This is a genomic window from Peptoniphilus indolicus ATCC 29427 (assembly GCF_000227315.1).
GTDB lineage: Bacteria > Bacillota > Clostridia > Tissierellales > Peptoniphilaceae > Peptoniphilus > Peptoniphilus indolicus.
Genome location: NZ_JH165061.1, coordinates 909,846 through 920,130, shown reverse-complemented (window position 1 = coordinate 920,130; position 10,285 = coordinate 909,846). Strand labels below are relative to the sequence as shown.

At 31.2% G+C, this 10,285-nt stretch carries 7 protein-coding genes; all 7 read right to left on the bottom strand.

Annotated elements, in window-relative coordinates:
- Positions 1-31: 31 nt before the first annotated feature.
- On the bottom strand, positions 32-520 hold the full coding sequence (locus HMPREF9129_RS04200; protein ID WP_004820684.1) for an FMN-binding protein: 489 nt from the start codon (positions 518-520) through the stop codon (positions 32-34).
- A gap of 59 nt (positions 521-579) precedes the next feature.
- Entirely contained in the window at positions 580-2,724 is a 2,145-nt protein-coding gene (locus HMPREF9129_RS04195) for an FMN-binding protein (protein ID WP_004820681.1), read from the bottom strand.
- Positions 2,721-3,122 carry an FMN-binding protein gene (locus HMPREF9129_RS04190; RefSeq protein ID WP_004820680.1) on the bottom strand — a complete coding sequence of 134 codons (402 nt, stop codon included), beginning with the start codon at positions 3,120-3,122 and terminating at the stop codon, positions 2,721-2,723. Before HMPREF9129_RS04190 ends, HMPREF9129_RS04195 begins: the two co-directional genes overlap by 4 nt.
- A gap of 8 nt (positions 3,123-3,130) precedes the next feature.
- Positions 3,131-3,469, bottom strand: a complete 339-nt coding sequence (locus HMPREF9129_RS11960; RefSeq protein ID WP_004820678.1) for a hypothetical protein — start codon at positions 3,467-3,469, stop codon at positions 3,131-3,133.
- 13 nt (positions 3,470-3,482) lie between these two features.
- Positions 3,483-3,857 carry a hypothetical protein gene (locus tag HMPREF9129_RS11955; protein WP_004820677.1) on the bottom strand — a complete coding sequence of 125 codons (375 nt, stop codon included), beginning with the start codon at positions 3,855-3,857 and terminating at the stop codon, positions 3,483-3,485.
- A gap of 66 nt (positions 3,858-3,923) precedes the next feature.
- Positions 3,924-7,094, bottom strand: coding sequence for an FMN-binding protein (locus HMPREF9129_RS04180; RefSeq protein WP_004820674.1), 3,171 nt, complete (start codon positions 7,092-7,094; stop codon positions 3,924-3,926).
- Positions 7,095-7,448: 354 nt separating this feature from the next.
- Positions 7,449-10,049, bottom strand: coding sequence for an S-layer homology domain-containing protein (locus tag HMPREF9129_RS04175; RefSeq protein WP_004820673.1), 2,601 nt, complete (start codon positions 10,047-10,049; stop codon positions 7,449-7,451).
- Positions 10,050-10,285: the final 236 nt, after the last annotated feature.

Below are 10,285 nucleotides of genomic sequence, written 5' to 3'. Positions count from 1 at the left end.
ATCACCACATATTTTAATAAGTTATAAATTTTTATCTAGAATTATATTGTTCTAAGGCTTTCTTTAAAGCTTCAAGACCTCCTGAAGTTGAAAAAGTAGCTCCGCTTATACCATCAAAATGCTTGTTTATTTTTGATTGTTCCGTCGTATATAACCCTCTTTTATTTATCGGCTTGATGTCATCATACATATTTGAAATTAGTTGGTAAGCTTCTTCTACGCTGTCTGTCTTTTTAATTTTAAGCCATAAATTATCCATACATCTATCAAACATAACTTTGTACACTCCCGGATTTTGGGAGTCTTCAAAGGTAGTTTTCATATCTACTATTTTATTATTTTCAATAGTTACAGATGCAGAAATAGAATTTTTATCTTTCACATTTTTATTATCCTTACTTTCAAAATTTAAGAAACCTCTACCGCTACCGCTGTATTTTCCATCTCTATTATCCGATTTATTTTTTTCACGAGGTTTAATTTCGTCATAATTAATATTCGGATTTATAAAATTTTTCAAGTCTCGTATTATGTTTTGGATTTGATTTGTAACTGTAGCTTTCCAATCCTCTATAGAGTTTATTTTTCTTTTATAATCTTATTATCATCATAAATAGTCTTGAGCATTTCATCTGATCTAGGCTCCTTGTTGCCTAACCCTACTTCTTTTATGCTTGCTTTTCTAAGTGCATCTCTTACTGCATTCTTTATTCCATTAGAACTATAAGTGGCATTTGATATTGAATCCACCTTTACAGATTGATTTTTTACTATATCTTTAGTAATATTTTTTGCCAAATTGAAATAAGGTCTGTCTTCATTCTCTTCTTTTATATCTATCTTTTCAATTTTGCCTTCATTAATTTTAACTAAAACCTTTATTTCGCCTTTATAACCTCTGCCAACTCCGTCATACTCACCATCTTTATAACCTTTAGTCTCTTCACCTCTATCTATCACATTTAAGTTTTGATTTAATCTGCTAATTTCATTTTTTAATTCCTTATTTTCTTTTGAAATTGCTTTTAACATTCCCATTATTTCGTCATTTCCGCCTTCAGAACCGCCACCTTTTTTAAGCGCATTTCTAACTGCCGATTTTATTCCATTAGAACTAAAAGTTGCTTCACTTATTGAGTCCACCTTTGTAGATTGCTTCTCAATTATCTTATTTATCACCGCTTTAGCATTGCTAAAATAAGGCTCATCATCAGAAGATTCAATAATATTTATAGACTCTATCTTTTTATCTTTCACTACTACAGATGCTTTTATACTTCCCTTAAAGCCTTGTCCTTCTCCTTCGTATTTTCCATCTTTATATGAAGTAGGGTCTCCTCCGTTATCCAGTGAACTGATAGATTTGCTTAAAGCCTCTATTTTCTTTTTCAATTCTTTATTTTCTTTGCTAATTCCGTCAAGCTTTTCGCTAATTTCCTGTGAAGCATCTGACTCATCACCTTTGCCCCCGGCTTGTTTTAAAGCATTTCTAACTGCTGACTTTATTCCATTTGAACTGTAAGTTGCTCCGCTAACTGAATCTACTTTTGCGGATTGTGACTCTACTATTTTATCCAAAATAGCCTTGGCATTGCTAAAATAAGGCTCGTCATCAGAAGAATTTAAGACATCTATTTTTTCTATTTTGCCGTCTTTTATAGTTAGCTCAACTTCTATATCATCCTTAAAGCCCTTTCCTTTTCCTTTATATGTCCCGTCCTTATAGCCTTTAGAATTTTCAGAACCTTCAGAACTTCCTTCAAACTTACTTATAATTAAATCTAATTTTTTATTTATTTCCTTATTCTCTTCATTTGAAGAATCATTATTTTCCGGTGAGCTTACAATTGAATCATCGCCGGCTTGTTTCAAAGCACTTCTAACTGCCGATTTTATTCCATTTGAACTGAAAGTCGCTCCGCTAACTGAATCTACCTTTGTAGACTGCGTCTTTAATATTTTATCCAATACCGCCTTGGCATTGCTAAAATATGGCTCATCATCAGAAGATTTTAATATCTTTATGTCTGTGATTTTAGCATCTTCCACTTTAACAGACACTTTAATTTCACCTTTGAAGCCTTTACCTGAACCTTCATATGTCCCATCTTTTAATTTGTTTGGAGTAATTTTTTCATTACTCAATTCTTCAACCATTTTTGCAATTTGATCCAACTTTTTCTTATAACTTCCATCAACTCCCGCTGAATGAACTGATTTCTTCACAGAAGTTTTTTCTAACTCACCAGCCCCGGCCTTTTCTAAAGCATCTATGACTGCATTTTTTATACCGACCGAAGAAAAAGTAGCTCCACTTATTGTTTCCACATCAGGACTTTGTCTTTCTATAATATTACTTATTATTGACTTAGCTTTATTAAAATATGGTTTATCATCATTATTTTCAAGAACTTTTATATCTTTTATTTTTCCTGATTCTATTTTTACAGATACCTTTATATCGCTCTTAAAACCTTTAGCTGTCCCTTCGTACACACCATCTTTTAATCCTTTTTCCTTATCAATGTATGTATTACTTTCAATTACATCATTATTTTCTAAATCTTTTATCGCTAAATTTGCATGTTTAGGTTTTTTATAAGCCTCCGCTTTAGATTTTAGAGTATTATCAGCTACAGACTTCCCCAATGCAAAACTAGTTATACTGAAAAAAACACACAAAATTACTCCAGTTAAAACAAACTTAGATCCATGTTTACTCATTTTAACCCCCCGGCTTTCATCAAAGCATCTTTCACCGCATCTATTACTCCATTTGAAGAAAATGTAGCCCCACTTATTGTATCAACATCTATAGACTCATTTTCTAAAATATCTTTTATTAAACCATCCATTTGCAATAAATACTCTTCATCATCATTAGAATCTATTATCTCTATATCTTCCATTTTACCTGAATTTATAGTTATATTCACTTTTATATCGCCATTGTAGCCTTTGCCGATTCCTTCAAAATTTCCATTTTTTAAAGGTCCCTTAATAATGCCGACTAAATTTTGTTTCCCGACTGATTGACTTTTGCTTATTTTAGTCCCGGAATTTATTCCCATCACTATTAAAGAACATACTAACACTGTTACTATTGTTTGTTTTATATTCATAAAAACATCTATCCCTTTTTCTCTACCAATAAAACTTTTTTCTTTCTATTCTTTTCTAAAATTCCATTAACTTTTAATATTGTGTAAGAAATAAATACAACATTATAAAAAATTAAACTTATAACTTTATCAAGTCCAAGAGGCCTTGATATATAGACCATAACAACTTGCACATATATCATTGCATAAAATATATAAGCAAACTGTTGCAGATTTTTCCACTTTGAGCCACTCATTTTTTTCCTAAAAAATTTAAACGATGTAATAAATAGAGGTAGCATAATCCCTATGGCAAAAATTGCAGACGCGAACACCATCAAATTTGTCCATATAGAAAAACCGCTCATCCTATCTAAAAGTTCAGATTTTTTTTATGAAATCAAAAAAATAATAAAAATTATGCGGTATTGTAAATATACAAGCTATTATAGATAATTCCGCTCTAATTATCTTCAATCTCTTACATACTTCATATTTCATATTTACTACACCCAAGTACATTACAACTATAAAAAACGCTCCACCTAGAGCTCCTGATTCTATAGCACGCATAATTTGTTTTAGCCCTACAAAATATTCAACATTATATCCACTTAATTTAAAAAACGAATGCATAATTGCCATTACAGATATTGTTGAAGCTAAAATATACACAGGTATATTATTTTTTCTGATTTTATCTGAAAATAAATATCCAAATAAGAGTGCCGACAGAACACAAATTGTTATTTTCATCTCTTTCCCTTCCTTAAAATTTAAAGATTATAAGGGACGGACTTAAACCCGCCCCTTATAAATTTATTACTTATTTTTTTGATTTTTACTTTCTAATGCCTTTATTACAGCTTGTTGAACTGATTTTGATGTAACTGTTGCTCCAGAAACAGAATCTACTCCGTCTTTATCTGTTTTCATAGCTTTAACTCCATCAAGGTCTTTCCCTTTATATTTCTTTAATCCATTCTCATGATTCTCATATACCGTCCAATAAATTGCATTCTGACTACCTCTATCCGTATTGTTATCTGTTACACTTTCAATTCGGCCATCATCTCCAACTACAACTTTTACTTTTTGAGTAAAATTAAACTTTGCAATTATATCTTCACATGGAGCTTCTCCAAAGTAATTCACTTGAGAATTCCCTTGCTTCTCATTTACAGACTTTTCTTGTTCTTCGAAATTAGTAAAAAATATCATCAAATAACTTGCAGCATATTTATCAGTCTTAAAGTTAATAGTAAGATTTTTCATTTTTCCAGCATTCACTACTTTTACTTCTTCAACTACGTCATCTATGGATTGATTTGATTCGTTAAATACTTCTATTTTAAAAGTATCTTCTTTTAAATCCTTATATTTTACCGGGATACTTTGTTTGGGTTTTGAAATTGTTCCAGACTCTTCAAATTTTTCTTTCTTCCATGTAAATTCTTTTACAACAGTATTATCTGTTTTATCTCTTAGAACTACTCTTGTTGGAACTTTATCTATTACTTTTGCTTTGCCGCCTGCATTATCTTTGCCGACTATATTATCTTCATCTTTTATTGCATCTTTAAAGCCAACTGACCACATTGCATAATTACTTACATCATCATATTTAGCTTTGAAATGAACTTGGAAAAATCCTCTTTCTTTTTTAATTACTGAATAAACTGTTTTTTCAGCATCTAGAATATTTATTTCTTTACCTTCTAAATTGTATACTTTTATATCAAAATCACTTATTTTAGAACTATTATATTTAGTTGGAATTGTTCCTATTATACCTTTTTTAAAGATTTGTCCCTTTTGATCAGTCCACTCATTTTGTTTCCACTTCAATTCGAAAATTTCTTTACCATCTTTTTTATCTTTTATAACTACTTTTGCTGGTGTTAAATTTTCCTGTTCAGTTATTTGCACCTTATATTTTTGTTCTTTACCTTTATTTTTTACGGTAATCTCCTTTTCCTTCTTTGCTAAATCATCTTTTGTAAATTCATATCCTATTATAGGGTCTATTTCAAAGCCTTCTTTTGGTGCATCTGTAAAGAATATAGTTTTTGTCTGCCCAGAGTTCATAATTACTTTTAATTTTAAATCTTTATCACTAAGCTTTTCCCCTACTCCGTATTTTTTTGTTATAGGTTCTATTTCAAAGGACTCTACTTCTAAACCCTTCTCAAAATGAGTATCTAAACGGTAAGTTCCATATTCCCATCTATCTTTAGAAGCCAAATTTTTAGTCTCTGCAAAATATTTTGCACTATCTCCTTGATATATTGGTTCAGTTTCTAATATCATCTCACTATCTTTATATAGTTCAACTTTTTCTATAGGCTTGTCTATAGATATAACTTTACCAACTGTTAATTTTCCTTTTGGAATGTCTATTTTTTGATTGCTTCCGTCTTTGTAAGTTATAAGGAAATGTGATGGGTTGTCTTTTACTTTTGGAGTTTCTGACACAACAATATTTAAACTCTGCTCTGTCAAAGAAGGCGCATGTGTAAATTTAAGTTCTATTGCAGTACGTTTCCCTTGGTTTGCAATCACATCTCCATTTTTATAGTTACACTCTACACCTAATTTCTTTAAATCATCTAATGTTTGAGATTTAAGAACTTCGCCATTTGCTTTTGTAACTTCAAATCTCAAAAATCCTAAATTTATAGGTTTATCATAGAATAATTTACCTTCGTTCATAGCATTGGTTCTATCTTCAACTTTAATAAAAGCTATTTTTTGATCTTCTTTATCCTTTGCATACTTAGCGGCTCTTTCTAATGCATGCTCTACTCCCAGCAAGTAAGCTCTTGCAGAGATTGTAGCATTTGTTACCGCATCATACTTAGAATTTAAATTTTTTATCTTACCTCTTACTTTTTTCTGAAGATATTCTTGTACTTCTTTCAATCCTTTTTCATCTATATTTTTCGGTGTTTTAAATGTTTCTTCACTTTCTCCAAAATATGCACCTAAAATTTTTATACCATTTGTTTCTGATAATCCAGTTGCCGGATCTTCTGTAGTATAAACTATCTTTGCGCCTGTTATTTTGCCATCTTTTATTGTTACTGCTACTAAATCTTCTCCTCTTTGAGGATTTGCATAATTTTCTTTTGCAATTCCATACCAAGTTCCATCAGCATACTTTACATCTTCTTTAGGAGATGGCACTAGAGGTGCTGCCGGATTCTTAGGAGTAGTAGGAGTTGTAGGATTTAACGGCTTAGCAGGTCTTGAATCTGTGTTTGAACTTCTACTATCTCTTGGTGTATCGTAACCTACTATGTTTATTGTTCTGTAGTTAAATCCGCTCCTATTCTTGTTTTCTGTTTTCTTCGGTTCTTCTTTGTTTGTGCTTGTGTTTGTCTTCTTTTCTATTTTTTCTAATCCGTTGCTCAATGCTACGAATGCTGTTTCTCTTGTAGCTTTTTCGCTTGGTTCTATTTTTTCTATTCCTGTGTCTTTTCCTATCAGTTTTTCTTCTTCTGCCCATTTTATATAGTCTTTTGGCCATTGGGCATTTTTGATTTCTGTGCTATTTAGGTCCTTTTTTGTCGCCACTACCAACATCTTTAACAGTTCTGCGTTTGTTATGTTGTCTTCGGGTTTAAATGTTCCGTCCGGATATCCGTTTACTATATTTTGTCCATTTTTCATTTTTTCTTCGCTGGCATATGAAATTACTCCGTTTGCCCAGTGACTTATTGAAACGTCTGAAAATTTTCCTTGTTTTGGCTGTAATTTTTTTGCTTCTGCTTCTTTTCCCAGTGCATAAACTATTATTTTTGTTATTTCACTTCTCTTGATGTTGTCATTAAGGTTGAGGTTACCTTTTTCATCTCCCTCTACTATTTTTCTGTTTACCAGTTTTTCTACTTTTGCTTTGTTACTCAATCCATTCTGCGCATATGCAACGGGGTTTATGCTCCCAACCAGTAATAGAGCTGCCAAACCCGCTGATAATATTTTTTCTTTCATGTAATACTCCTTATTTTTAACTGTTATTTATATAGCAAATGATAATTTTTAACTCTCATCCTATTATGAATGCTTCAAATTTTAACAAACATTCTCTTGATACTATTAACTTCTTAAATCAATGTGCTATATGGTCTGATCATCGTTCTAAAATTCAACTTTACCCGTCTTCACGGGGGAGATTTGTTTTTATTGGATATTGCCAATTTGTCATCTTTCTCCTTTGCTTTGTGATTATTGCAAGATAAATAACCTGCTCTTAACAACAATTAATTCCTTTTTGTTTCTGATAATTTACTAAACTACAAAATAATAGTCATACGATAAAAATATCTATTTAAATCGCCCTAGTTTTTAATTGCGATTATCTTTATCAATAAAATTTTTCATAGAAGTATCTTCTATAATATTTAAATTGTAGGTTGTATATTTGTATTTTATTTTTTTACCGCTTTTAGAAGAGATTTTACTAGTGTCAATATCCAAAATAATCTCTCTATTGTGTTCCAAAGCTTCTTTTAAATTCTCTTTTTTGTAAACTAATTGCGTTTCTCTTTCTTCATTGCTTTCTTCTCTGTATTTAAGTATAAATTCTACTCCATTAAGTGAAGATACCGCTTTGTAAACATCAGGAGAAACTTTAACTTTTTGTGCAAACTCCTCTGGATTAAAAGGAGTTAAATTTATCAAATTATCTGAGCCGCTAACTTTTAAATATATCCCTAACGGTTCAAGCTTCACTCTTTCTTCTTCAACATAAATAACTTTACATCTTTTGATTGTATTACTATCTTCATGAATTACCGCCAAATACAATCCCCTATTTATATCTGTACCGAGTAGATTTGAATTTATCTCACTGCCATTTTTGACTTCTTTTCCCGTGTAAACATTTATTACTTTTAATCCATATTGGTCAAAATCTGAATACGGAACAGTCTTCTTTTCTGAACTGTTTTTCATGGTAAGTTCTACTTGAAGTTTATCCAAATCCAACTTTGAATTTTCTTTAACTGTATAACCCTCTCTCGTTCCAAATTCTCCTGTTATAATCAAGTTTGTAAACTGTATCGCCGGATCAGCCTTCTCCAATGCCATAGCAACAGCTTCAACCGTCCCCTTTGCGGTATCTGTAGCTCCGCTTACGCCGTCTATTTGGTCAAAATATTTTTTATACCCAAGTTTTTCGCTTGCATAGTTTCTTAACGATACATGTATATTATTCTCAAGGTCTGCAGCATTCCCAATAATAAATTTTTCTTTAGGAATTTCTCCTTCACCAATTATTTGATTAAAAGCTTCTTCATAACTTTTTTCAGCGTTATTTTTATTTTCATTTATCATCCTGACAATCTTATCCTTAGCTTCATAGTAAGAGCATAAAGAATATGCTAATTGATGATGATTTTGATTCTTAAGTATTGATTCTCTAACTTTCTCGTAGCCTCGTAAATATACTCCACCATCATCTATATCCGGATGATGTTTGTCCGCTTTTATTAATTCCTCTTTAACCACTGCTATGTCTACAATTTTATTATCTTTTATAGTAACTTTTAACGGTACTGCTTTTGCTTTATGATGCCCATATCCATCCCCATAATATTCTCCGTCCGGGTAAATTTTATCTTTGCCTATTTTATCAATCTCTTCCGTAGTCAAAAATTTCAATTTATCTCTGTTTCTCTCTTCTTTTGGCCTTGGGATTGGACCAGCTATTGGCACGGATCCTCTTTCCAAATTTGAAATTAAATTACGGTCTAAACTTGTTCCCGTTTTTTTGTCTTTCGACGGTCTATCAGTCTTAGTTTCTTTACTTTCAAATTCAAAAAACAACATTATGTAACTTGATTTATCATCATTTAAGTACACTGTAATTAATTTTTTATTTTCTCCCCCTCCTGTAACATTAATTTCTTTGATCAATTCTAACTTTTGACCGTTGCTATTAAACAGCTCAATGTTAAAAGTATTCTTATCTAAATTTTCATACTTCTTAGGAAGTGTTTGATTTAATTTTTTTACAATTTCTTTATTTCCCACCCACTCATCTTTTGTCCAAGTATATTCTTTTACTATATCATTTCCATCTTTGAGAATTATTTTTGATGGCACTTTGTCTAATACTTCTTTCTGAGATGATTCTACAGGAATATCCGGTTGTTTAGGAGTAACAGTGTTTGTAGGATTTAATGGCTTAGCAGGTCTTAAATCTACTGCACTTGAACTTCTATTTTCTCTTGGTGTATCGTAACCTACTATGTTTATTGTTCTGTAGTTAAATCCGCTCCTATTCTTGTTTTCTGTTTTCTTTGGTTCTTCTTTGTTTGTGCTTGTGTTTGTCTTCTTTTCTATTTTTTCTAATCCGTTGCTCAATGCTACGAATGCTGTTTCTCTTGTAGCTTTTTCGCTTGGTTCTATTTTTTCTATTCCTGTGTCTTTTCCTATCAGTTTTTCTTCTTCTGCCCATTTTATATAGTCTTTTGGCCATTGGGCATTTTTGATCTCTATGCTATTTAGGTCTTTCTTTGTCGCCACTACCAACATCTTTAACAGTTCTGCATTTGTTATGTTGTCTTCGGGTTTAAATGTTCCGTCCGGATATCCGTTTACTATATTTTGTCCATTTTTCATTTTTTCTTCGCTGGCAAATGAAATTACTCCGTTTGCCCAGTGATTTATTAAAACGTCTGAAAATTTCCCTTGTTTTGGCTGTAATTTTTTTGCTTCTGCTTCTTTTCCCAGTGCATAAACTATTATTTTTGTTATCTCACTTCTCTTGATGTTGTCATTAAGGTTGAGGTTACCTTTTTCATCTCCCTCTACTATTTTTCTGCTTACTAATTTTTCTACTTTCGCTTTATTGCTCAATCCATTCTGCGCATATGCAACGGGGTTTATGCTCCCAACTAGTAATAGAGCTGCCAAACCCGCTGATAATATTTTTTCTTTCATGTAATACTCCTTATTTTTAACTATTATTTATTTAAGTTAATAAATTAAAATTTTTAAACCTCTTTTGTCTATATCCCTTTACTATTTAATAAACCGTCTTACACCCCCGCTATCACATCTTTTAAATACAATAAAATCCCACACTAATCTCAAAAAAGTTAATACTACTTAAAATTACAGCAGTATATTTCGATTAATATTTTTTACATTTTTGCTATATTTTATTTACTTTCTTT

What these genes read in the sequence shown, in the direction of transcription:
- HMPREF9129_RS04195 (WP_004820681.1), bottom strand. Translation starts at nt 2,724, where the DNA reads ATGAGTAAACATGGATCTAAGTTTGTTTTAACTGGAGTAATTTTGTGT.
- HMPREF9129_RS04190 (WP_004820680.1), bottom strand. Translation starts at nt 3,122, where the DNA reads ATGAATATAAAACAAACAATAGTAACAGTGTTAGTATGTTCTTTAATA.
- HMPREF9129_RS11960 (WP_004820678.1), bottom strand. Translation starts at nt 3,469, where the DNA reads ATGAGCGGTTTTTCTATATGGACAAATTTGATGGTGTTCGCGTCTGCA.
- HMPREF9129_RS11955 (WP_004820677.1), bottom strand. Translation starts at nt 3,857, where the DNA reads ATGAAAATAACAATTTGTGTTCTGTCGGCACTCTTATTTGGATATTTA.
- HMPREF9129_RS04180 (WP_004820674.1), bottom strand. Translation starts at nt 7,094, where the DNA reads ATGAAAGAAAAAATATTATCAGCGGGTTTGGCAGCTCTATTACTGGTT.
- HMPREF9129_RS04175 (WP_004820673.1), bottom strand. Translation starts at nt 10,049, where the DNA reads ATGAAAGAAAAAATATTATCAGCGGGTTTGGCAGCTCTATTACTAGTT.